This is a genomic window from Clostridium tetanomorphum (genome assembly GCF_017873215.1).
Classification (GTDB): Bacteria; Bacillota; Clostridia; order Clostridiales; family Clostridiaceae; genus Clostridium_AO; species Clostridium_AO tetanomorphum.
The window spans coordinates 1-22459 of record NZ_JAGGKA010000003.1; the positions used below are offsets into that span (position 1 = coordinate 1).

23 protein-coding genes and 1 pseudogene are annotated in these 22459 nt (G+C 26.8%); 18 read left to right on the top strand and 6 right to left on the bottom strand.

The window, feature by feature from the left end; all coding sequences use genetic code 11:
- Positions 1-112: 112 nt before the first annotated feature.
- Both J2Z24_RS03520 and J2Z24_RS03525 read right to left on the bottom strand, forming a co-directional pair.
- Complete coding sequence (locus J2Z24_RS03520; RefSeq protein WP_035145285.1) at positions 113-415, bottom strand: hypothetical protein; 303 nt, start codon at positions 413-415, stop codon at positions 113-115.
- Positions 416-604: 189 nt separating this feature from the next.
- A complete protein-coding gene (locus tag J2Z24_RS03525) occupies positions 605-1981 on the bottom strand; it encodes an aldehyde dehydrogenase (protein ID WP_035145283.1) in 1377 nt (458 codons plus the stop codon).
- A 295-nt stretch (positions 1982-2276) separates the two neighbouring features.
- On the opposite strand from J2Z24_RS03525, the gene J2Z24_RS03530 reads away from it, so the two are divergent.
- Positions 2277-2810: a 50S ribosomal protein L25 gene (locus J2Z24_RS03530; protein WP_035145282.1), complete on the top strand. Its 534-nt coding sequence runs from the start codon at positions 2277-2279 to the stop codon at positions 2808-2810.
- Between the two features lie 95 nt (positions 2811-2905).
- Here the strand turns inward: J2Z24_RS03530 and J2Z24_RS03535 are convergent, their stop codons facing one another.
- The 3 genes from J2Z24_RS03535 to J2Z24_RS03545 all read right to left on the bottom strand — a co-directional run bounded on the left by J2Z24_RS03535 (position 2906) and on the right by J2Z24_RS03545 (position 5283).
- Positions 2906-3883: a P1 family peptidase gene (locus J2Z24_RS03535; protein WP_035145280.1), complete on the bottom strand. Its 978-nt coding sequence runs from the start codon at positions 3881-3883 to the stop codon at positions 2906-2908.
- A 70-nt stretch (positions 3884-3953) separates the two neighbouring features.
- Entirely contained in the window at positions 3954-4541 is a 588-nt protein-coding gene (locus J2Z24_RS03540; protein ID WP_035145277.1) for an ECF transporter S component, read from the bottom strand.
- Between the two features lie 184 nt (positions 4542-4725).
- A complete protein-coding gene (locus J2Z24_RS03545; RefSeq protein ID WP_035145276.1) occupies positions 4726-5283 on the bottom strand; it encodes a GDSL-type esterase/lipase family protein in 558 nt (185 codons plus the stop codon).
- Between the two features lie 240 nt (positions 5284-5523).
- Between J2Z24_RS03545 and J2Z24_RS21880 the strand changes: the two are divergent.
- From J2Z24_RS21880 to J2Z24_RS03570, 5 genes and pseudogenes are all read left to right on the top strand, one after another.
- A pseudogene (locus J2Z24_RS21880) lies at positions 5524-5637 on the top strand (cache domain-containing protein); the annotation flags it as partial.
- 279 nt (positions 5638-5916) lie between these two features.
- Positions 5917-6225 (top strand): hypothetical protein, encoded by a 309-nt coding sequence (locus J2Z24_RS03555; RefSeq protein WP_051593133.1) that lies wholly within the window; start codon positions 5917-5919, stop codon positions 6223-6225.
- A gap of 26 nt (positions 6226-6251) precedes the next feature.
- Positions 6252-6383, top strand: coding sequence for a methyl-accepting chemotaxis protein (locus J2Z24_RS21575; RefSeq protein ID WP_278320937.1), 132 nt, complete (start codon positions 6252-6254; stop codon positions 6381-6383).
- A 43-nt stretch (positions 6384-6426) separates the two neighbouring features.
- A complete protein-coding gene (locus tag J2Z24_RS03565) occupies positions 6427-6612 on the top strand; it encodes a hypothetical protein (RefSeq protein WP_051593132.1) in 186 nt (61 codons plus the stop codon).
- Between the two features lie 105 nt (positions 6613-6717).
- The gene (locus J2Z24_RS03570) at positions 6718-8796 is read left to right on the top strand and encodes a M1 family metallopeptidase (RefSeq protein WP_051593131.1); all 2079 of its coding nucleotides are present in this window, start codon (positions 6718-6720) and stop codon (positions 8794-8796) included.
- Between the two features lie 117 nt (positions 8797-8913).
- Here the strand turns inward: J2Z24_RS03570 and J2Z24_RS03575 are convergent, their stop codons facing one another.
- The gene (locus J2Z24_RS03575; RefSeq protein ID WP_035145273.1) at positions 8914-9549 is read right to left on the bottom strand and encodes a superoxide dismutase; all 636 of its coding nucleotides are present in this window, start codon (positions 9547-9549) and stop codon (positions 8914-8916) included.
- 149 nt (positions 9550-9698) lie between these two features.
- On the opposite strand from J2Z24_RS03575, the gene J2Z24_RS03580 reads away from it, so the two are divergent.
- The 12 genes from J2Z24_RS03580 (at position 9699) to J2Z24_RS21750 (ending at position 22420) form a co-directional block, all read left to right on the top strand.
- Complete coding sequence (locus J2Z24_RS03580) at positions 9699-10076, top strand: GntR family transcriptional regulator (RefSeq protein WP_035145272.1); 378 nt, start codon at positions 9699-9701, stop codon at positions 10074-10076.
- Positions 10069-10764, top strand: a complete 696-nt coding sequence (locus J2Z24_RS03585) for an ABC transporter ATP-binding protein (protein ID WP_035145270.1) — start codon at positions 10069-10071, stop codon at positions 10762-10764. Before J2Z24_RS03580 ends, J2Z24_RS03585 begins: the two co-directional genes overlap by 8 nt.
- Positions 10764-11498, top strand: a complete 735-nt coding sequence (locus tag J2Z24_RS03590; protein WP_035145268.1) for a hypothetical protein — start codon at positions 10764-10766, stop codon at positions 11496-11498. The genes J2Z24_RS03585 and J2Z24_RS03590 overlap by 1 nt, the downstream gene beginning before the upstream one ends.
- Before the next feature lie 282 nt (positions 11499-11780).
- On the top strand, positions 11781-12572 hold the full coding sequence (locus tag J2Z24_RS03595; RefSeq protein WP_035145266.1) for a TIGR00266 family protein: 792 nt from the start codon (positions 11781-11783) through the stop codon (positions 12570-12572).
- A gap of 95 nt (positions 12573-12667) precedes the next feature.
- A complete protein-coding gene (locus tag J2Z24_RS03600; RefSeq protein ID WP_051593130.1) occupies positions 12668-14293 on the top strand; it encodes a S41 family peptidase in 1626 nt (541 codons plus the stop codon).
- A gap of 165 nt (positions 14294-14458) precedes the next feature.
- On the top strand, positions 14459-14875 hold the full coding sequence (locus J2Z24_RS03605) for a zinc ribbon domain-containing protein (RefSeq protein WP_111947536.1): 417 nt from the start codon (positions 14459-14461) through the stop codon (positions 14873-14875).
- 190 nt (positions 14876-15065) lie between these two features.
- Complete coding sequence (locus J2Z24_RS03610; RefSeq protein WP_035145261.1) at positions 15066-15920, top strand: DegV family protein; 855 nt, start codon at positions 15066-15068, stop codon at positions 15918-15920.
- A gap of 1 nt (position 15921) precedes the next feature.
- A complete protein-coding gene (locus J2Z24_RS03615; protein ID WP_035145260.1) occupies positions 15922-16362 on the top strand; it encodes a PadR family transcriptional regulator in 441 nt (146 codons plus the stop codon).
- Between the two features lie 129 nt (positions 16363-16491).
- Complete coding sequence (locus tag J2Z24_RS03620) at positions 16492-18336, top strand: transglutaminase domain-containing protein (protein ID WP_051593129.1); 1845 nt, start codon at positions 16492-16494, stop codon at positions 18334-18336.
- Between the two features lie 89 nt (positions 18337-18425).
- Entirely contained in the window at positions 18426-19445 is a 1020-nt protein-coding gene (locus tag J2Z24_RS03625) for a homoserine dehydrogenase (RefSeq protein ID WP_035145259.1), read from the top strand.
- A 44-nt stretch (positions 19446-19489) separates the two neighbouring features.
- Positions 19490-19999, top strand: a complete 510-nt coding sequence (locus J2Z24_RS03630; RefSeq protein WP_035145258.1) for a DUF2179 domain-containing protein — start codon at positions 19490-19492, stop codon at positions 19997-19999.
- A 414-nt stretch (positions 20000-20413) separates the two neighbouring features.
- A complete protein-coding gene (locus J2Z24_RS21750; RefSeq protein WP_278320936.1) occupies positions 20414-22420 on the top strand; it encodes a methyl-accepting chemotaxis protein in 2007 nt (668 codons plus the stop codon).
- The last annotated feature ends 39 nt before the right edge of the window (positions 22421-22459 follow it).

Sequence of the window (22459 nt, forward strand, 5' to 3'; positions counted from 1 at the left end):
GCACGAAGTATTCTTAGAAATTATAGAATACTTCGTGCTCATTTATCTGCTTAATTCGATATCAAGAGAAAAAGCATAGCTTTTTCAGTGGCCTCGCTTAGCTGGTGGATATTTATTTTTTCATTTCTGCATCTGACTTAGAGTCATCTTTTAAATCATTTAAATTTATTTCAAAGCTTGATTCATTTTCTGAAGAGTTACAACAGCAATTAGAGTCTTTGTTACCGTCTACAGAATTTTCAGCAGCACATTCAGAAGAAATATCATCTAAATCTTCAACTTCAACTACACCTCTGTCTATAATTTCATTATTGTCATTATTTTTATTCATAAATTTTTTATATACATATGCTCCCAATCCTGCTACAGCGGTTATCATAGCAACTTTGCCTAAAGTATTATTTTTTCTTTTCATATTCGTTTAATCCTCCTTTGGTTTCTTTATTTTACATTATATAATAATCATTATATACATAATGTATTCTTATTACTATATTTTATACTATCATATAAATTTTTAAGAGCTATTATTTATATTTTACTATTATTCAACAAATTTTACAATAAATAATTAATGTTTATATTAACTTAGGCTCTGATTAATTCATTCGAATACCTTCCTTAAAACTTTAATAGGAAAAGTATAAGGTGGATATTTTAAGCTTAAGTCAAATAAAAAATTTTTTTCCATTACAGACTTTTCATGGGTAAAGCTTAGATAACTCCATTTACCATGATATTTACCTAAACCACTAGTATCTATTCCACCAAAAGGCAAATAAGGAGTTGAAATTTGAGAAAGAGTTTCGTTAATGCATACACTTCCAGAAGAAGTGCCTTTTAGAATAATATTTATGTTATTTTTATCTAAAGAGAAAAAGTATAATGACAAAGGCTTAGGTCTACTATTTACAAAGTTCAAAACTTCATTTAAATTTTTATATTTAAATATCGGGAAAATCGGTCCAAAGATTTCTTCTAACATAATAGTTGAATTCATGGAGCTTCCTATCATTAATGTAGGAGATATATATAATTTATCTATATTTGTATCTCCTCCAAAGATTATAGTTCCATCTTTTAAATAATTACTAAGTCTATAGAAGTGTCTTTCATTAATAATTTTACCATAATAAGGGCTAAGTTTAGGGTCTTTTCCATAAAAATTTAAGATTTCTTTTTTTAATAAAGAAATAAAGTTTTTTACAATATCTTCTTGCACAAAGAGATAATCCGGTGCAACACAGGTTTGACCACAGTTAAAAAACTTACCCCAAACAATTCTTTTAGCAGCAATTTTTAAATTTACATTTTTATCAACTATACAAGGGCTTTTACCTCCTAACTCTAAGGTTACAGGAGTTAAGTTTTTTGAGGCTTTTTCCATGATTATTTTTCCTATTTGAATACTTCCTGTAAAAAATATATAATCCCATTTCAAAGATAGAAGAGAGGAGGTTTCATTAATACCACCTTGAAGGCAATAGATATAATCTTTTCCAAAATTCTTATTTATTAAATCTGTAATAAGGTTAGATATATTAGGAGATAACTCAGAAGGTTTTAAGAAAATACAATTACCTGCAGCTATAGCTCCTATTAAAGGAGCAAATATTAGTTGAAAAGGATAATTCCATGGAGCAATAATTAAAACAGAACCATAAGGCTCTTTCAATATGTAGCTTTTTGAAGGAAAATGCATTAAAGGAGTTTTAACTTTTTCTACTTTACTCCAACTTTTAATATTTCTTATAGTATAATTTATTTCGCTAATAACAAAGCCCACTTCACTTATATAGCTTTCAAATTTAGATTTATTAAGATCCTTTTTAAGAGCTTTATAAATTAGCTCATCATTTTCTATAATTATATTCTTTAGCTTTTTCAGTACATTTATTCTAAAGTTTATATCTAAAGTTCTATTACTTTTAAAAAATTTACGTTGTTTTTCTAATATTATAGAAGGATTTTCCGTATTCATTGTAACATCACCTCAAAGTTTATAATTTATACATATTATTTTAAAGAGCCAATAGTTAAATTTTATATACTATTATAATTTATAGTATATATTAAAATTATAGAAATTTATATACATAGAAATGTAAATTATTTGTATAAATATATAATCGGTAAAATAATCATAAAATTTTAAATATAATATAAATTAACTGTAAACAATATTACAAAAATGTAAACAATATTATAAAACATCATAATAATTCCAATAATGTGTTATAATTTAAGAAGTAAAGACTTACTAAGGAGGTTTTATTATGGAAGGAACAATTAATGCATTTGCAAGAAGTGAAAAAGCAAGAATTGCAAGAAGAGAGGGATTTATACCAGGAGTTGTTTATGGAAAAGATGTTAAAAATATGCCTGTAAAATTTGAAAGAAACAAATTGTTAAACTTTCTTAAGGAAAAAGGAGAAAAAGCAAAAATAAATTTTCTATTAAATAATGAGAAAAAACAGGGGATAATTAAAGAAGTAGAAAGAGATCTTGCTACAACAGAGATTATCCATATAGATATTCAAGCTATTACAGAAAAAGAGAATGTTAAATGGACTGTTCCAGTAGATTTTTTAGGAAAGGATTTATTAAAGAATAGAGATTTATATATTCAAGTATATAATAGTGATGTGGAAGTTGAAGGAGATTCTTCAAAAATTCCTAATAAGGTAGAAATAGAAGTTAACAATATGAAGTTTGGTGAAGAAATTAAGATAAAAGATTTAAATTTAGATCCTTCTATAAAATTACTTAAGGATCCTGAAACAGTTATAGCAGTAATAACTAATTCATAATTAAGTCAATGTTAAAATAATAGTTGGGGACCTTTTCAATCCCCAACTATTATTTTAATTATAAGTATTCTATAAGTTTATAAAAATATATGGGTTTAGCAATTATAAAAATTATATAAATCACTATAAGAAATATGACCATACATAGTGGAAGCATTTAGTATTGCATTAACTACAGCTTTTTCTACTACTTTAGCTGCAAGTAAGCCTATTACATTTATATCAGCTGTAACTTTTCCAGTAGCCATGGTAAATATAGTATCGCCATCAAAGGTAGAATGAGCTGGTCTCATAGTTCTTCCATAGCCATTATGAGCCATAGAAGCTATTTTATTGGCTTCAGATTTCGTAAGAATGGCATTAGTAGCAACTATCCCAATAGATGTATTACCGGAAAATACATTTTTCTTTTCACTATAATTTTTAATCATAATTTCCTCAGTATTAGCAAAAGAATTATCTTCTTTTAAAGCTCCAGCTAGTATTTTCCCACTTTCAGGATCTATAACATCTCCTAAGCAATTTACAGCAATCAATGCTCCTATTTTTAAATCTCCTATTTGAAGACAATAACTTCCAAGACCACCTTTCATTGAATGTTTGGGACCTAGAAATTTTCCAACAGTAGCACCGGTACCAGCACCTATATTTCCTTGCAAATCTCCTTCATTATGTTCTGAATTTAAGCAAGCATTGTAACCCATTTCTTTATTTGGTCTAATTTTACTATTACCTACAGTTAAATCAAAAAGAACTGCAGAAGGAACAATAGGAACTTTAGCAACGTTAACATCAAATCCTATTTCTCGTTCTTCTAAGTATTGCATTACTCCACTAGCAGCATCTAATCCAAAAGCACTGCCACCAGATAATACTATTCCGTGAACTTTTTGCACTAAATTAACTGGATTTAAAAGGTCTGTTTCCCTAGTACCAGGAGCACCTCCACGTACGTCTACTCCAGCAGAAGCACCATCTTTACATAAAACAACGGAACAGCCGGTACCAGCTTCAAAATCTTGGGCATGCCCAACTTTAATTCCATCTATATCTATGAATTTTATTTCTTTCATAATTTAACTCTCCTTTTAAAAAGATTGTAAATTTGCAAAAATCTCCTGACAAAAAGCCAGGAGATGAAATTTATTTTTTAAGTTTTTTTACTGCTATAACTACAGGAATTGTAATTAAAACAGAAATTGCAGCTTCAGGTAATCCATTGGTGAAACCAATAGCAATTATACCTTTTTTAGCAGCAGAAACACTTATGTTAAAAACTTTAGCATATCTTTCAACATATAATAAGTACATTAATCCTAAAACACCAAAAGTGTTTGTAAGAGAACCAATAGCTGCTCCTATGCCAATTTTTATAGATGTATGCTTTCCTCTAATCATATTGTAACAATAGTAGGATACAATACCTATAAGAATTCTAGGAAGTACGGATACTACTGGATTTATAAAAACAAAAAATAAAGGTGTAGGGTTTGTCATAGCTTGTATAACGCTAAATAAACCAAAAATTAACCCAATCATTCCACCTACCACTGGACCTTCAAGTATTGAACCAATGATAACAGGAATATGCATTATAGTAGCTTTTACTGGTGGAATTGGTATAAATCCTAATCCAGATACACCTAGTAGAATAGAAATGGCTGATAACATTCCTATGATAGCCATTTGCCTTGTGTTCAATCCTGTTGAACTTTTTAATTTTTTTTCCAAAATAATGACCTCCGTTCTTATTCCTTTTAAGGATATAATTCGGAACTTTCTTATTAAAGTAATAAGCGTTCAGTTCCATAAGAATACCGACGAAAACATTTTATCACGTTTTCATATAAAATCAAATAGTTTTTTGTTAAATTTTTATCAAAAACTCATAAAATTTATTTATTTAAAATAATAATTAAAACTTAATAATTTTAGCCATAAGTTCATGCCCTTTTTTCGAAGGATGAATACCATCCATAAATAAATAGTTTAAATTTCTTATATTGTTTATGAATTCATTGTAAAAATCAAAATAATTAATATTAAATTTATTAGTAAATTTAATCATCTCATTTCTATAAATACTTATATTATTATTCACTTGAGAATAATCTATAGTTCCATCCCAGAATTTTTTTGCTAGATACTCATTAGTAGGAGGTTGAATACCTAGATAGGGAATTATGCCTTTATCTTTAATTTCCATTAGGAGGGATGACATATTGTCTATTATAGTATCTATACTATATCCCATTAATAAATCATTGGTTCCTCCCATAATAATGGCATGAGAAGGAGAAATATTTATAATATCAGAAAATGATCTGAAAAGCATACCAGCGGAGGTATCTCCATTTACACCTTTATTGACTAAATCTATGTTAAAATGTTTTTTTATAATATAGCACCAATTTTCATCAGGATAAACACCATAGCCGTAAGTAAGACTATCTCCTAAACAAACAACCTTCATTTTCTTCCTCCTTAATTGTTATTTTATAATGTAGCACTAACATAAGCTTTATGATCTATATTTATTAGGTATCATATAAGATGTTAAGCTTCTAGATAAGTCATTATATCATATTAATATATTTTAATGTTTTATTGAGAAAAATGCATGGATTCCTATAAAAATGTAGAATAAAAGTATCTTGGAGAGTGGAAAGTTGTTGGAGACAAACTATATAAGGGAGAAAAGTTATTAAATAAAGATACTGAGTTTGTTGATGAAATAAAGAATAACACAGATGCAGCAACTACAATATTTTTAAGGGAAAAGAGAATAGCTACCAATGTAATAGATAATGGAAAAATAGCCAATTGAAATTGTTATTCTAACATTAACAATACTTTCTATATTTATACTTTTAGCTAACATAAGAACTAATAAATAAGAACTAATAAATTAGTAAATAATATAAAAAATATATTAAATACATTAAATGTTGTAGCTTTAGGAGATTTAACACAAAGATGATTAGTTAATTCTAAGTATGAAATAAAGGATATTGGTGACGCGTTAAATTTAACTATAGAAAATATTAAATCATTAATAAATAATATAAAAGATAGCTCAGAAAATATAGAAGAAAATTCTCGAGAATTGTCAGCTGTATCTAAAGAAATGATACCATCATCACAAAATGTATCACAGGCTATACAGGACATAGCTAAAGGAACAGGAAGTCAAGCTGATGAATTGGTAGATATATCAAGCATATTGAATTATTTTAGTGAAGAACTTGATAATATTGTGAAATCTATTAAAAATGTAGATGTTAATGTAAGAGATATAAATAATAAGGCTGAAGTTAGTGAGAAGGAATTAGAACAGTTATATGAGTCAATAAACAATTCTTTAGCAACAGTTATATCAAAAGTTTCAAATTTAGATGATAGAGTAAAAAAATAAATGAAATAACGGATACAATAAATAGCATATCACAGCAAACCAATTTATTAGCTTTAAATGCAGCTATTGAAGCTGCAAGGGCAGGAGAAGAAGGTAAAGGTTTTGCTGTAGTAGTAGATCAAATAAGAAAGTTAGCAGAAGAAAGCAAAAAATCTTGAGATAATATTTATAATTTAACTCAGAGCATATATAAAGATACTAATGAGCTGGTTTTTAAATACAGGTACCATGAAAGAAGAGTTTGAAGAGGTATCAGCTTCATCAGAAGAGATTGCAGCCTTATCACAGGAGATGTATTTATCATCAGAAAAAGTAGTGAACTCTATACATTATTTTTCAGAAGCTATAAAGGATATGAAAAATAAAATAGATGTATTTAAAATGTAAGTTTAATTTTGTAATAATTTTAATAAAGTTTCAAAATGTGTTATAATTATGGTGAAAAGTTAGCAAATAGAAAAGGGGGGATAGCTCTTAAAGTGGGCAAAAGTTATGAAAATTAAAAATTTGAAAAAAATCAATGCTTTATTTATTGCATTTTTAATTGTTTTTTCATTTAAAAGCGTAGTAGTAAAAGCAGAAGGACTTTCGGTACAGTACAATATGGATTTAATATTTAATCAAAAAGAAAAAGCACTAGATGGAGTAGAAAACGTAGTTGTTACAAATAATTTAAATAAAGAAATAGGGCAAATAGTATTTCATTTATATGCAGATTCCTATAATGACTATGATACTCAACCTTTATTTACAAGACCTAAAAAACAAGATGAAAAAATAACTAAAGAAGAAATAGGAGATATAAAGATAAACAAAGTTCTTGTAGATGGCAAAGAAGCTAAATACACTGAAAATAGTCAAATATTAAAGATAAATCTAAATGAAACCTTAAAGAAAAATGAGAAGATTCAAGTTTATATAGAGTTCAAATTAAAGATTCCTATGGGAACAGGAAGACTTGGATATACCAATGAAGTATATTCACTTACTAACTGGTATCCTATATTGTCTATGTATAATGAAAAAGAAGATAAATGGGATGAAAATCCATTTCATAAAATAGGGGAATCTAACTATAGTGATGTGGCTAATTATAATGTAAAGATTAAAGTTCCAAAGAATTTTATAGTTGCATCTACTGGAAAAGAAAAGGAAGATGAAATAAAAAAAGATGAAAAGACAGTTATATTAACAGCAGAAAATGTAAGAGACTTTGTTGTAATTATGAGTCCACATTTTGGAGTAATGTCTAAAGAGATAGATGGCATTAAGGTAAATAGTTACTATATAAAAGATAAGGATTCTAAAGGACAATCAAAATGTGCAGAACAAATATTGAACATAGCTGTAGATGCTGTGAAATTTTTTAGTCATGAATTTGGTAAATATCCTTATGAAGAATTGGATATAATGGAGACTTATTTAGCAGGTGGAGCTATGGAATATCCCCAAATTATACAGATGGGCAAATATGAAGATTTTATGTTAGAAATGGAGGATATTCCTTTCTTATTAGAGGCAGCAGTACATGAAGTAGGTCATCAATGGTGGTATGTAACAGTTGGAAATAATGAATTTAAGGAACCATTTTTAGACGAATCATTTACTTCTTTTTCTACAGCATATTACTTTGAAAAAACACAAGGGGAATACTCATCAAAAGCTATAAAGAGAGATTTAAGAGAAATATATGTATATATTGATGAAATGTCCAATATAGAACCTAAAAAGATTGCATCCTCAGTGGATAACTTTAAAGAGATGTATGAGTATAATACTGCTATTTATAAAAAAGGAGCTTTGGTATTAGAAGATTTAAGGAATAGAGTAGGGGAAGAGAAATTTAGAGAAATAATGCAGGAATACTTTAAAAAATTCAAATTTAAAAATTCAACTATAGAAGGATTTTTACAAGTAATTGAAGAGAAAAGTGGTAAAGATATAAAAGAACATATAAAAAAGGCACTAAATGGAGATAAATATGTTCCCAAAAATTTAGAATTAGATGAGGAAGATAATAAAAAGATAAGAAAAGAAGAAAAAAAAGTTTCTTTTTCTAAAAAAGAAAAAGACATAGGAATGTCAATGACAAGTATTATTTTAAGAGGATTAAATGACGAAAAAATAATTATAATAAAACCTTCCAATATAATAGATTCTAAAGAAAAATCTAAATTAGATGATTTGTATAATTCTATAAAAGAAAGTTTATATGGTGTGGATGATAATTTAATTATTGTTAAAGAAGATAAAGAAGTAAAAGAGGAAGATATAAAAAATAATAATGTAATTTTCTTGGGCAATCCTGAAAACAACAAGGTCTTTAATGATAATCTAAAGGATTTACCTATAAAATTAACTAAAAATGAAGTGAATGGTAAAAATATTAGAATAAAAGATGAAGATATAAGAGGAGCTTTTATATGCAATAATCCTAAGAATAAAAATAAGTTAGTATTAACGCTATTCTGGACAGGAAAAGTACCTGAAGATATAAAGCTTGACATTGAAACACCAGACAATATTATTATAAAAATGAAAGAAAATAGATATTATAGAGGAAGAATTTAAAAAAATGGGGCTGTGGCACTAAGAATAAATTCTACAATATATTGTGTTAACTTTAAACTTGCAAAACAGTATATTGTATGTAAATTTCTTAATGCAACAGCTCCATTTTAATGTAAATTAATAAGGAAAATAGAAGTTTCTACAATACTTTTTTAAATTAGTTAGATTCATATATTCAGCTAATCTATTATTTACTACTAACCAATTTATGTTTTCAATAAACCTGTCTATATATTTACTTTTGTCTATGCCAAAATCTATCATATATGCATGTTCATAAACATCCATTACTAGTAAAGGATATGACATCCATATTGCACCTACATCATGAGCATCTGAACCAATAATATGAAGTTTATTATCTAAAGGGTCTATAGTAAGTACAGCCCATCCTCTCATGGAAAGGCCTACTTTTTTTAAGTAAGCTAAAAAGTTTTCATAGCTTTTAAAATCTCTTATGATGAGATTTAATATAGCTCCAAAGGGTTTGGTATTTCCCTCTACTATATTTTGGAAATATAATTCGTGAAGTTTAACGCCGTCTAAAGCATAACTTTCTCCTAATTTTAGACAGCGCATAGGACTGTAAGTAGAATTTCCTTTGCCATAATACTCAGCGTCTACTGGCATAGACCAGATTTCATTTAGTTTATTTACATACCCTTCATATAACTTATAGTGTTGATTTAATTGATTCAAGCTTATTCCTTTAACTGTAGAAAAATCATAGGTTTGTTTATTTATATTCGCCATAGTTACTCCTATTTAAAATTTATACCATATTATCTTATGCAAATTATATAAATAATGTTAAATTAAAAATCTATAGAAAATGTTGACTTATATATTGTTTTAGTGTACTATGTATATAGTACACTAAAACAATATATAAGGAGGTAAAAATGAATATTAAATTTGATGAAAAAATTCCAATATATATTCAAATAATGAATTATATTAAAGAAAATATTATTTCAGGAAAGCTAAATCCAGGAGATAAACTACCTTCTGTTAGAGATATGTCAGCATTACTTAAAGTTAATCCAAATACTTTACAAAGAGCTTACCAGGAATTAGAGAGGGAGAATGTTACTTATACTCAAAGAGGTATGGGAACTTTTGTTAAGGAGGATGAAAAAATGATAGAAGCATTAAAAAAAGATATGGCTAAAGAGGTTATAGATTTATTTATAGAAAAGATGAAAAATATAGGATTTACAGAAAAAGAAATAGTAAAAATTATTGAAGAAAAATTAAAGGAGGATAAAAATAATGGATAATTTATTAAAAGTTGAAAATTTAACTAAAAGTTATTTTGGAAAGAAAGCATTAAATTTAGTAAATATAGAAATAACTAAAGGAAAAATAGTAGGAATTTTGGGACCAAATGGTAGTGGCAAAACCACTTTATTAAAAATATTAGCAGGTTTGTTAAAACAATCTTCAGGACAGGTTTTAATAGACGGAAAAGAACCAGGAGTATATACAAAATCTATAGTTGCATATTTACCGGATAAACCATTTTTATATAAATGGATGAAAATAAAAGACGCTATAGCTTTTTATAAGGATTTTTATAAGGATTTTAACGAAGAAAAGGCAAAAGAATTATTAAAATTTATGAATTTAGATGAAAATAGCAAAGTTACAACCCTTTCTAAAGGTATGACAGAAAAATTAAATCTAACATTGACTTTATCTAGAAAAGCTAAGTTATATATATTAGATGAGCCATTAGGAGGAGTTGATCCAACTACGAGAGAAAAAATACTTAATACTATAATCGAAAATTATAATGAAGAAAGTTCTATGCTTATTACGACTCACTTAGTTAATGATATAGAAAGATTATTTGATGAGGTGCTATTTATAGCTAATGGAAGTATTGTTTTATCTGGAAATGCAGAAGAATTAAGATCTAATGAAGGAAAATCTATAGATGAGCTTTATAGGGAGGTATTTGTATAATGAAAAATTTAATAAAGTATGAAATTAAGGGATATTGGAAAGAAACCATAGGGTTAATAATGGTTGTTATAGTAGCCAATTTATTTTTACTTACAAAAGTTGGTACATGGCCAAGGCCTGTGGTAACTGGTTTTTGTACTATATTAACTGTTGCAACTATGGTAGTAGCATTTATATGGAATATAAAAAATTTTAGCAAAGATTTAAATGAAAATACATCTTATTTAATATATGCACTACCAGTGTCTAGTAATTCTTTATTAACTTCGAAACTAATCTCTTCTCTTATTCAATATTTTGCAGTAGCTATAACAAACTTGATATTTTTATATCACAATGTTTTAAAATTAGATATAAAGGTAAATGAAGCAATAAGTAACCTAAATATAAATTTTATATTATTTTCTATATTTTATTACATAGTAGGTTATTTAGGAATTTTATGTACCATTTACTTTTCAATAGCTTTAAGTAAGGCAGCTATTAAGAAGAAAATGAAAATTGCAAAATTAGGACCTTGGATAGTATTTATTTTAATTTCTATAGTTATGGTTAAAATTTCAGATGCACTATTAGAAATATTTCCTCAAGCAATTTATATTAGTACAATGAATATTCCAGGAGTAAATTTAAATTCTAATATCAATATAGCACAATTTATTTTCGATATATGTATTGTAGCAATATTTTTTACAGCTACATCCTACATTTTGAGAAGAAAGTTAGATGTATAGTATTAATTAATGGCAAGTTTCTATACTAAATTTTTAGGATTACAGTATAAATTAGATTGGAGATGGTTACAATGAAGTTAGTTTTTTGGTTAACTATAATAATATTAGCTTTTATTTTGTTTCGGAGTTTGTTCAAGTATGTGTTTTCAAACATGTGTTTTAAGTTTCAAAGTACAAATAATGAAGTTTTTTAAAATAATATTAAGGATTATTGTAAAAATATAAATAAAAATATAATAAGTTCTGATATAATAATTTTATATAAAGAGAGGGGGAAACAAAATGAATTCACATCAAGTTGATTATAAAATATATGGAGATGATATGCAGGTTGTAGAAGTAGAATTAGATCCAATGGAAACAGTTATAGCAGAAGCAGGTGCTATGATGATGATGACTGAAGGTATAAAAATGGAAACAATATTTGGAGATGGCCGAAATACCAGCAGTGGTGGTTTTATGGATAAGATTTTTGGTGCAGGAAAAAGGGTTCTTACTGGAGAAAGTTTGTTCATGACAGCTTTTACTAATGCTGGATATGGTAAGCAAAAAGTAGCTTTTGCTGCTCCTTATCCAGGAAAAATAATATCTGTAGATCTAAGTATGATGGGTGGAAAGATAATTTGTCAAAAGGATGCTTTTTTATGTGCTGCTAAGGGAGTTTCAGTTGGGATAGATTTTAGAAAGAAATTGGGTGTGGGCTTCTTTGGAGGAGAAGGATTTATTCTACAAAAATTAGAAGGTGATGGATTAACTTTTATTCATGCTGGTGGAACTATAATTGAAAAAGAGTTGAATTATGGAGAAATCCTTAGAATTGATACAGGATGTTTAGTAGCAATGTCTAGAGATGTACACTATGACATAGAATATGTAGGAGGAATAAAATCTGCATTTTTTGGAGGAGAAGGATTATTTTTTGCTACAGTAAAAGGTCCAGGAAAAGTTTGGATACAATCATTGCCATTTAGTAGGTTAGCAGATAGAATATTTTCTTCAGCACCATCAATTGGAGGCAAAAATAAGGATGAAGGAAGTATTTTTAATATAGGAAGTCTATTTGACGGAGATTAAAATAATATTATTACTACGAAAATCCTAAATTAATAAATTTATTAATTCCAGGATTTTTATGGTATAATTATCTTGCTAGAAAGGTGGTAAGGTATATGATAAAACATAAAAATAATAAATTCTTTAAGTCATTTTTCTTTATGTTGATATTTACTTTTATTATATCCATTGGAAATGGTATAAAGGTTTATGCACAAGCTGACAACAATAATGTATTAAACCAAGTTAGGAGTTTAATACAAAATGGATATGTAAATGAAGTTCCAAAGGAAGTTTTAGACTCTAATAATATAGAAGATATGGTAAAAGGGCTAAATGATCCCTATACTAAATATTTTTCTTCTGAAGATTTTAAAAGCTTTGTTAATGCAATAAACAACAGTTTTTGTGGAATAGGAATTTATAATGAGGAAAACTCAGAGGGCATAAAAGTTAAATCCGTTATGGATAGTTCACCAGCCTTAGAAGCAGGATTAAAAGCTGGAGATATAATTATTAGGGTAGATGGACATAGCCTTAAAGGACTTAAGCTTGAAGAGTCAGCAAAGTATTTAAGGGGAGAAGAAGGCTCAAAAGTAGAATTAGAAATACTAAGAGGAGAGGAAAATTTAAAGTTTACTATAAAGAGAAGAGAAATAGATTTGCCAACAGTAAACTGGAAAGTAATTGATGACCATATAGGTTATATAAAAATAATATCTTTTGGTATGGAGACACCAGAACTTTTTTCAAAAGCAGTAAATGAATTAGAAGAAAAGAAAGTTGATAAATTTATTGTAGATTTAAGAGATAACACAGGTGGATATACTAATTCAGCATATAATATAGCAGGACACTTTATAGGAGAAAAAACTGTTATAAAGATGAAGAACAAGGCAGGAAACGAATATGACTTTAAAGGAATAGGTCATGGACATGTAATAGATAAACCTATTATATTTTTAATTAATGATTATACTGCTTCTGCTTCAGAAATATTGTCAGCAGCAGTAAAGGATTATAAGAAGGCATTTTTTGTTGGTATAAAAAGTTTTGGAAAAGGAGTACAGCAGAGTACTTTTCCTCTAGAAGATGGAGGAGTATTAAAGTTAACTACTCATAGTTTTTATTCTCCTAAAGGAAATACTATACATAAAGTTGGGATAACTCCTGATTTTAATACTAAAGATATTGATGCATTGGCGGTAGCAGAATTATTATATTCAGCTAAAAATAAAGCAGATAATAGTAATATGATAAAAGTAAAAATAAATGGAAATGAGTTTATAATTGATTTAAATAAATGTAGAAGAAATGAGTACTTAAAAGCCTTTAAGCATATCATTGACAATGTAGATTCAAACAATATTTATTTAGGGTCAAAAAATACATGGGAAAAATTAGACAAAGAAATATTTAAAAATACAATGGGTTTTTATTTTAGTGATTTTAAAAAGTTTCCTACTTTAGTTAAAAGCAAAGATAATACAAAGTTTAGTATTGTCTTTAATAAAGATATAGATAAGCAAACTGTAAATAATGATACAATAAAATTGTTACAAGATAATACATTTAAAGATATAGACATTGATTATAAATTTGAAGAAGGAAATAAAATAATACTAATACCAAAAGAAGCTGCAAATCTTAATGGAAGGTATTATCTTGTTATACAGGATATAAAATCCATAGGTGGAAAAAGTATAAACAGAAAAACTGCTGTAGAGATTAATTTAAAATAAATATAATTTTATCAATAAAAAGTCCTTATAAGTAAGGGCTTTTTATTGATTTTAGTATAAAATTATATACACAAAAAATTTATAAAACTTTAATAAAGATATACTTGTATTTGTGATAATATATATTTAATATAGTTAATTATCTGCAGGGAGGTAGTCTTACAAATGAATATGAACTATTCTAATAATATATATGGATGGGATAAGTTATCCAAATCCACTTTCATTATAGGTGCATTTATAGCTTTATTCAATGATGTAAAAATACTAGGAGGGATTTTAATGATCTATTCTTTTTGGAGAACTAGATCTAAAAATATTAATAGAAGAGCAAAAGAAGAAATAATTTATGAAAGTTATATAAGAAAAATAAGGGACTATTTGCATTACTTTAATATGAATAGTTTTTCCCACAATTTAAAAGATGGTATTGAAAGTTTAAAAAGCAGGTTAAAAGAAAAAAAAGACTTTTTAATAATAAGATGCCCAAATTGTTCCCAAAAGCTAAGATTGCCAAAAAGAAAAGGAAACATATTGGTAACTTGTCCTAGATGTTCTTTTAAGTTTAAACTTAAAACTTGAAATATTAACTAAACCACTGATAATAAGTATATTACAGTGGTTTTTTATCTTTAAACATATATCAATAGTGATATATATCAATAGTGATACATATCACTATTGATAATTATTTATTTGGTGATATAATTTTATATATAGTGTGGAATACTAGCTAAAGAAAACCAATTTGCATATAAGGAGGAAATATAAAGTGGAAAAAATCGCTTTAATTACAGATACTACAGCAGATTTAAGTGAAGATATAATAAAAAGGTATAATGTAAATGTATTACCATTTAGAATAATATACAAGGATAGGGAATATAAAGATAAATTAGAAATAAGCCCTAAAGAAGTTTATAGAAATTTCGAAAAAGAAGTGCCTACCTCTTCATTGCCTTCAATTCAGGATATGGAGGATCTATTTTATAAGCTTGAGGAACAGAAATTTACTCACGCTATAGCAATAACTTTATCTTCTGGATTATCAGGAATTTATAACGCAGTAAAATTAGTTAGTGATAATCATCCTAATATAAATACTTTTGTTTGTGATTCTCAATCTATATCTGCAGGAGAAGGCATGATAGTAGAAGAATGTGGTGAAATGATAAAGAATGGAAAGAGTTTTGATGAAATAGTAAATGAAATACCTAATATAAAGAAGAGAATTAATTTATTTTTTGTGGTAGGAACATTGGAATATTTAAAGAAAGGTGGAAGAATAGGAAGAGTTTCCGGTACTATTGGAGAGCTTTTGAATATAAAGCCTATAATATCAGTTGACGCGAAAGACGGAAAATATTATACTTTTGATAAAGTAAGAGGTAGAAAGCAATCAATAAATAGATTAATTGAAATAATAAAAGGTATATTAAAGGAAAAGAAATGTAAAATATGCGTAGTTCATGGAGATGCTCTAGAAGAGAGTAATAAATTATTTGAAACCATAAAAACTATGGATAATGTTAGTGAAGCTTATTTAGGAGGAGAAATAAGTCCTGTTTCTGGTGTTCATAGTGGGCCAGGATTAATAGGAGTTGTATTAAAAGAGGAGTTAACATAGTATGAGTAGCTTTGAAGATACAAAGGCAGAAGAAAAGAGATTATACGAGGAGTATAAGAAAAAGCTAGAAAATTTAAAAAAAGTAGAAAGAGAGAAGGAAGCAGTAGGACAGGTTTTTACAAAGGGACTACTGCCCCTATATGTTTTATTTATATTAAATTTATCCCCTACAAATGGTAATGATATAGCTCACCAAATAGGGGAAAGAACAAATGGACTTTGGATTCCTAGTACTGGAGGTATTTATCCACTTTTGAAGAAATTTGAAAAACAGAAATTAGTAGAAGGAAAATGGGATGATTCCAAAAAGAAGATGCAAAAGATATATACATTAACAGAAATGGGATATAAAGAATTGGATGAAAAGAAAGACTTATTAAAAAATAAAATTGAAGAAGCATTAAAAGTATTTAATACAGTATATAAAGATTTGTATAAATAACAGCGAATTTGGTAAAAAATATCTGATTAGCTGTTATTTTATATTTTTTTATTATTAATAAAGAAATTATTATGATATAATATAGTAAATAAACAGACATTCACATGACTTCTATAGAGGAGGAAGTTTATGAAAAATTTTAGCAAAAAATTAAGAATAATATTCATTATAGTTTTTTTAGGTGAAATATTTATTCCATATTCATTTTGTAATGCAGCTTCATTGAACGTGGATGACTATGTAATAAAAGATGTTTCAACAAATAAAGTATGGAATGTATTATTTAATAGTCCATTAGAAAAGAGTACTGTAAATGAGGAAAATATTTATGTATACGATAACAAAAATAATAGAAAAAAAACTGTAAATTTACAATATGATAATAAAACAAATAGTGTAAGAGTTATACCAAATGAAGAATATGAAGATAAGGGACAATATGATTTGTATATAAGAAAAGGAATTAAAGCTTACAAGGGTAATTTTCTGAAGAATGAAAAGAAAATATCTTTTCAAACACTAAAAAATTTTAATGAAAATAAATTAAAGATAATAGATATAGAAAATAAGGAAGAAGTGTATGATGTTTTATTAAATGCTATAAAAAATAAGGAAAATAATATTGTTTTAAACATGAAAAAATTTGATGAAATTTCTACACGTAAAGCATTATTAGAAGCTAAAAATAAGATAAATTTAAATAATTCGGATTTAAATTATTATAATAATTTAAAAACATTTTATTCCTATGATGAAGATATGAAATTGGATTTGTCAAAAGTAATGATATATATTGACTATTTTTACTTTATAAACAATAGTTTTCAAGATTACGATTTTACAGGAGATATAAGCTGTAGGTTAGATAAAAAAGTAATGCTTCCTAATAATTATGGGAAAATAACATTACAATCTTTAAAAGAGAAATATTATATAACCAATGTAAGTTATTCTGTAGATCAACCTAATGTACTAAGCATAGATGATAATGGAAATATAAAAGCATTACAAAAAGGAGAAGGAAATATTAAAGTTCAATATAGGAAAAATTCTAGAGACAAAGAAAGCTATAATGCTTATGATTCATATTTTTATATACCAATAAAAGTGGCTTCAAAAGATAGTAAAATCATAAACAATGAAGATGAATTCATAAAAACTATTGAAGATTCACTTTACCAAGGAAAAGATGAAATAGATATATATATAAATAATAAATGGAGTAATGCTCCACAAATTAATACTATAATAAATAATATGTTTAAAGAAGATTATACAGGATTTTATTCTATAGCTAATATAAGTTATGATTTCACTAAGATTAATATTAAATATCCAGGTGACATATCAAAAGAAAAGTATTTAAATATAAGAAAATCCTTACATAAAAAAGCAGATGAAATAATAGGAGAAATAATTAAACCTAATATGAGTGAACTGGAAAAAGAATATGCAATTCATGATTATATTGTTAAAAATACAGTATATGATTACGATAATTTTGTAAAAGGTACAGTTCCTAAGGAGGAATATTATCCTTATGGTATTTTATTAAAGAAAAAAGGTGTCTGCAATGGATATGCTCTTACAATGAAAATGTTGTTGAACAAAGCTAAAATAGAATGTGAGAGAGTAGAGGGAACAACTGTTGATGGAGAACATGCTTGGAATATTGTTAAAATAAACAACAATTATTACCATGTGGATGCTACATGGGATGATTCATTACCTGACAATAAAGAAAATGTGAGTTATAAATATTTTAATATGACAGATGCAGAAATAAGTAAAGATCATAATTGGAATAGAAGTAAGTATATTTTATGTAATAAAGAGAATTTCAAGTTTTTAAGAGAATCGTTAAATTCTAATTCTGAAGCTGTAAGAAAGGGAGAAGTTTTATATTATATAAATGATATAGATAATAGTCTTTATGGTATAGGAATTGATGGTAAAAAAGTAGAAATAAAATAGAGTTATTAAACTATACACTAAATCTTAAAAAGTATAAAAATTTAAATTGTAAAAATGTTAATATTATTTTTTAAGGAATGGGTGATCTTATGAAAAAGAATTTAGTATTATCAGGCTTTGGAAATGTAGGAAGAGAGTTTGTTAAATTGCTATATGAAAGAAAAGATGAAATAAAGAAAAAGCATAATATTGATTTAATATTATGTGGTGTTATAGGAAAAAATGGTTGTGTATTTGATGATAATGGGTTAAATTTAGAGATGCTCTTAAAATGTAGTAAGGGTTCTAGAGGAATGTTAGAATATGGAAATATATATAAGGATTCATTCTACGATTATACGGTTTTTCAAGGAGATATATTAATTGAATGTACAAATAGTGATATTCATACTGGAGGAGACGGATTAAAATATATAATAAATGCAATAAAAAGAGGCATGGATATTGTAATGGTTTCTAAAGGAGCTTTAGTTACTAATTTTAATAAAATTATGGAACTGGCAAAAATGGAAAAGGTTAATATAAAATATAGTGGAGCTACTGCAGCAGCACTTCCTACTATGGATATGGGTTATTACAGCTTAGCAGGTGCTAAAATAAAATCTATATTAGGTGTGCTAAACGGAACTACAAATTATATACTAGATAGGATGGATGAAGACAATATTTCTTTTGATGATGCATTAAGGGAAGCAATAAATAAAGGAATAACAGAAAAAGAGAATTCTATGGATATCGATGGAATAGACAGCGCTTGTAAACTTTTAATATTATCAAATAGTTTTATGAATACAAAGTGTGGATTAGAGCAAATTAATATTAAAGGAATAAGAGATATTAGTAGAGAGGATATAAAAGAAGCTAAGAATGAAGGAAAAATAATAAAATTATTAAGTAAAGCTCATATTAAAGATGGAAATGTAATTTTAGAGGTTTGCCCAGAAAAGATAGATAAAAATAATATTTTAGCAGCTATTAAAAATACAAATAAGGGTATAATTTTTAATACAGATATTATGGGGGAAATATGTGTCTTAGGAGGAGCTTCTAACCCAACAGGAGCAGCAGCGGCAGCTTTAAAAGACATAATAAATATCTGTAGAGAATAGAATAAGTTATTATTAACATTTTAATAAAAAGGGGGCAATTTGTTATGATGACCTATTTGCTTATTTTCTCAGCTAAAATATTAGAAGTATCCCTTATGACTGTAAGAACTGTATTAATAACAAGGGGAGAAAAAGGCTATGGATCAATAATTGGGTTTGCAGAAGTATCAATTTGGCTTTATCTTGTTAATAAAGTTCTAAATGGTATTAATGAAGATCCTATAAGAATGGTAATATATGCTTTAGGATTTGCATGTGGTAACTATTTAGGTTCAATTATAGAAGAAAAGTTAGCTCTAGGGCTTTTAACTATAAATGTCATAGTTTCAGAAGCTGATGGAAATAATTTAGCAGGTATATTAAGAAAAGAAAATATAGGAGTAACAAAGGTTAAAGCTGAAGGAATGAATGAAACTAAAACTCTTTTAATGGTACATGCAAAAAGAAGAAGAAAAAATGAGATAGTTAAACTAATTGAAAATACTAATATAAATTCAGTAATATCAATAAATGATATTAAAACTGTTTATGGTGGATACGGAATAAGAAAATAAGGATTCCATTTTGGATTCCTTATTTTTATAATAATATTTTATCAATAGTATACGATAATAATATTAGACAAATTTAAATAAAATGAATAATTTTTAAATTAATTAAATAAAATAGCGGATTATGTTTGATTAAGTAATATTATGAAAGTTTAGAAATTTTTATTTACATATTAGAGAAATGGAAGTAAAATAATTAATGTATATTAGAACTTTAGCACTATATAGTATTATTGGTAGAAATATAATTTTGAATTATAAGGCATTAAAATGATAAATGTAAATATAAAAGTTTTAATGTCTATAATTTATATATAATGTTACATAAGGGAGGGGATCAAAATTAGATCTATCAAACATAAGCTAATTGTAGCTTCAATATTACTTGTAACTATACCACTTATAATATCTAGCTTTATTTTTAACTTTTACACAACTAAAAATTTAAAAAGTCATATCTATGAAGATCACAAAACTTTAGCTAAAACTATAGGAAATAGCGTAACAGATTATATGACTAAAGCTTATGTTCTAACAGAAGAACTTATAAGTAATGACAATATAAAGGAATTTAATGCTACAAAACAAACAAAGGCGGTAAAGGACACTATAAAGAGAAATCCTTATTTTGATTTGTTCTGCATACAAGATATGAAAGGAGATCAGACAGCTAGAACTAAAGGTAAATTAGCAAATAGAGCAGATAGATGGTGGTTTAAGCAAAGTGTAAATACTCAAAAGCCTTTTGTAAGTAAATCTTATCTTACTGTAAATGATGATAGTGAAGCAATAAATTCTATTATTTTTCCTATATTTGATGATAAAAATAAAATGAGGGGAGTAATGGATGCAGATTTAAAATTGGACGAGCTTCAGAAAATGGTTGAAAAATATAGTTCACAGCAAGTATATGCATATGTAATTGATGGCGAAGGAGCGGTTATAGCTCATCCAGATAAAAACCAAGTTCAAGAAATTTATAACTACAAGAGCTTACAAAAAACTATTAAATTAAAAGATGGATCAGGAAAGGTAATAAAAGATGCTAACGGAAGCCCAAAGACAAAAATTGAAGAAGTTAAAGTTCCAGAAAAACTTAAAGAAATAACTCTCGAAGCTTTATCTGGTAAGAGCGACATAATTCAGTATAAGGATTTAGAAGGAAATGAAATAATAAGTGCTTACCAAACAATAAAGTTACCTGGAAATTCGCAAAATTGGGCTGTAATTACAGTAGAAAAAACACAAGATGCTTTTGCTATGGTGAAAAGTATTCAAAATAAAACTATTATAGTAGGACTAATTATATTATTAGCAGTAATAGTAATTACTTATATTCTTTCAAATACATTTACAAAACCACTAATTGGCTTAGTGAGCCTAACTACAAAGGCATCTGAAGGAGATTTAACAGTAAATAGTGATTATACATCTAAAGATGAAATTGGAACTCTAAGTAATAGCTTTAATTTAATGATAAATAATATGAAAAATCTTATTAAAAATATTAATGAAGCATCTTTAGTAGTTACAAATTCTTCAGAATCGTTATTGGCATCAACAGAGCAAACTTCTAGCTCCATCAACGAAGTTGCTCAAACTATTACAGAAGTGGCATGTAATATGGAATCAGGAGCTGAAACTTCAAAACAAGGATTGAGTGCTGTTAATGAACTTTCAAGGGAACTTGATTTAGTAGTAAAACATATAGATAATAGTAAACAATATTCTAATAGAGTATATGAAGTTTCTAATAAGGGATTCCAAACTATTAACACATTAGAAGAGAAAAATGAGGAAAATAGAAAGGTATCTAATGAAGTTAATAAAGTAATAAATGCTCTTAGTGAAAAAGCAAATAGCATAGGAACTATAGTAGAGACTATAACTTCTATATCAGAACAAACTAACTTACTTGCTTTAAACGCGGCTATTGAAGCAGCAAGAGCAGGAGAAGCAGGAAAAGGATTTTCTGTTGTTGCAGAAGAAGTTAGAAAATTATCTGAGAATACAGCAGAATCAACTAATAATGTAAAATCAATAATAACTAATATACAAAAAGATATTGAACTTGCAAAGAGTACTATAAAACAATCAGAAGTAGTAGTGGTAAAACAAAATGAAGCTGTAAATAATACTAAAGAAACATTTAAAGAAATAAATTTATCTATTGAAAATGTAGTAGAAAAAATAAATAATATATCTGAAAGTTTAGTAACTGTTAATGAGAGTAGAAACAAAGTTCTTTCTGTAGTAGAAGGAGTTTCAGAGGTATCAGAGAAGATAGCAGATGCAGCTCAGAATGTCTGTGGAGCTACTGAAGAACAAAATGCAGAAATGGAAGAAATAAATGCATTAGCTGAAGAATTGAATAGAATGTCACAAAAACTTACAGATGAAATTAAAACTTTCAAAATAGAATAAATTAAAAAGAAGGCACCTATAATCATAGTTGCCTTCTTT

What these genes read in the sequence shown, in the direction of transcription:
- J2Z24_RS03575 (WP_035145273.1), bottom strand. Translation starts at nt 9,549, where the DNA reads ATGGCGAATATAAATAAACAAACCTATGATTTTTCTACAGTTAAAGGA.
- J2Z24_RS03585 (WP_035145270.1), top strand. Translation starts at nt 10,069, where the DNA reads ATGGATAATTTATTAAAAGTTGAAAATTTAACTAAAAGTTATTTTGGA.
- J2Z24_RS03520 (WP_035145285.1), bottom strand. Translation starts at nt 415, where the DNA reads ATGAAAAGAAAAAATAATACTTTAGGCAAAGTTGCTATGATAACCGCT.
- J2Z24_RS03590 (WP_035145268.1), top strand. Translation starts at nt 10,764, where the DNA reads ATGAAAAATTTAATAAAGTATGAAATTAAGGGATATTGGAAAGAAACC.
- J2Z24_RS03565 (WP_051593132.1), top strand. Translation starts at nt 6,427, where the DNA reads ATGAGCTGGTTTTTAAATACAGGTACCATGAAAGAAGAGTTTGAAGAG.
- J2Z24_RS03620 (WP_051593129.1), top strand. Translation starts at nt 16,492, where the DNA reads ATGAAAAATTTTAGCAAAAAATTAAGAATAATATTCATTATAGTTTTT.
- J2Z24_RS03600 (WP_051593130.1), top strand. Translation starts at nt 12,668, where the DNA reads ATGATAAAACATAAAAATAATAAATTCTTTAAGTCATTTTTCTTTATG.
- J2Z24_RS03630 (WP_035145258.1), top strand. Translation starts at nt 19,490, where the DNA reads ATGATGACCTATTTGCTTATTTTCTCAGCTAAAATATTAGAAGTATCC.
- J2Z24_RS03595 (WP_035145266.1), top strand. Translation starts at nt 11,781, where the DNA reads ATGAATTCACATCAAGTTGATTATAAAATATATGGAGATGATATGCAG.
- J2Z24_RS03570 (WP_051593131.1), top strand. Translation starts at nt 6,718, where the DNA reads ATGAAAATTAAAAATTTGAAAAAAATCAATGCTTTATTTATTGCATTT.
- J2Z24_RS03605 (WP_111947536.1), top strand. Translation starts at nt 14,459, where the DNA reads ATGAATATGAACTATTCTAATAATATATATGGATGGGATAAGTTATCC.
- J2Z24_RS03535 (WP_035145280.1), bottom strand. Translation starts at nt 3,883, where the DNA reads ATGAAAGAAATAAAATTCATAGATATAGATGGAATTAAAGTTGGGCAT.
- J2Z24_RS03530 (WP_035145282.1), top strand. Translation starts at nt 2,277, where the DNA reads ATGGAAGGAACAATTAATGCATTTGCAAGAAGTGAAAAAGCAAGAATT.
- J2Z24_RS03625 (WP_035145259.1), top strand. Translation starts at nt 18,426, where the DNA reads ATGAAAAAGAATTTAGTATTATCAGGCTTTGGAAATGTAGGAAGAGAG.
- J2Z24_RS03525 (WP_035145283.1), bottom strand. Translation starts at nt 1,981, where the DNA reads ATGAATACGGAAAATCCTTCTATAATATTAGAAAAACAACGTAAATTT.
- J2Z24_RS03545 (WP_035145276.1), bottom strand. Translation starts at nt 5,283, where the DNA reads ATGAAGGTTGTTTGTTTAGGAGATAGTCTTACTTACGGCTATGGTGTT.
- J2Z24_RS03615 (WP_035145260.1), top strand. Translation starts at nt 15,922, where the DNA reads ATGAGTAGCTTTGAAGATACAAAGGCAGAAGAAAAGAGATTATACGAG.
- J2Z24_RS03580 (WP_035145272.1), top strand. Translation starts at nt 9,699, where the DNA reads ATGAATATTAAATTTGATGAAAAAATTCCAATATATATTCAAATAATG.